General features: G+C 75.8%; 1 pseudogene. It reads right to left on the reverse strand.

What is annotated here, in order from left to right:
* A pseudogene (locus tag C1J01_RS48380) lies at positions 1 to 405 on the reverse strand (AAA family ATPase); the annotation flags it as partial.
* Positions 406 to 866 lie beyond the last annotated feature (461 nt).

Raw genomic sequence — 866 nt, forward strand, 5'->3', positions numbered from 1 at the left:
GGTGAGAAGGGGGTGGGCGCGGGCCAGGGCGTCGGCGGCCAGGGTGCGGGCCTTCGTGGCGGCCTCTGCGCGCTGCCTGGCCACGGTGATGAGCGGCAGCACGCGGTCGGCGCGGGCGGCGTCGTCCAGTACGGCCTGGAGGTCCGCGCGTTCGTCGGCGCGTTCGTCGAGGGTGCGGCGCTGGGCCAGCGCCTCGGCGTGCCTGCGCCGGCGCTCGGCGAGCGCGGCGGCCTCGTCGAAACGGAGCCGCGCCGTACGCAGCGCCCGGCCGGCGGCCTCGTGCTCCTCGTCCGCCCGCACCACGACGGCCCGCGCGGCATCGAGCAACGCCCCCGCCCAGCCCAGCGCATCCCCCTCAGGCGTCGGCCCTTCGATCTCACCCCCGGCGCTCTTCCCCTCACCCACGCCTGGGCCGCCGGCAACAGCCGACGACACGACGCGACCGACGCCCGATCCTCGGAACGAACCGCCCCCACCGGGAACGAGCTCCACGGCCGGCCCCCCAGGCCCGCTGACGTCCTCCCTACCGGACGCGACCTGGCCGCTGGGGGCATCCCCAATGGCCGGCGACACAAGATGACCGACGCCCGAACCGCGGAGCGAACCGACCTCATCGGAAGCGACTTCCCCAGCCCCCTCAGCCCCGCCGCCGGCGCTCTCCTCAGCGAACGCGACTCGGTCATCCCGTGAGGAGGCGTCCGATGCCCGTGACGTGACGCCGTCGGCGAGCGTTCCGGCATCTGGAGTGAGCTGCGGCGGCGCGGAGTGGGTCGGGGTGTGCGACCAGGACGGAGTCGTGGCGGAACGGTGTGGTGAAGCCGCGGTGGGCACCGGTCGGAGGGAAGGCGGGGAGCCGGGTGCCGGGG

The organism is Nonomuraea aridisoli, assembly GCF_003236395.1.
Lineage (GTDB): Bacteria > Actinomycetota > Actinomycetes > Streptosporangiales > Streptosporangiaceae > Nonomuraea > Nonomuraea aridisoli.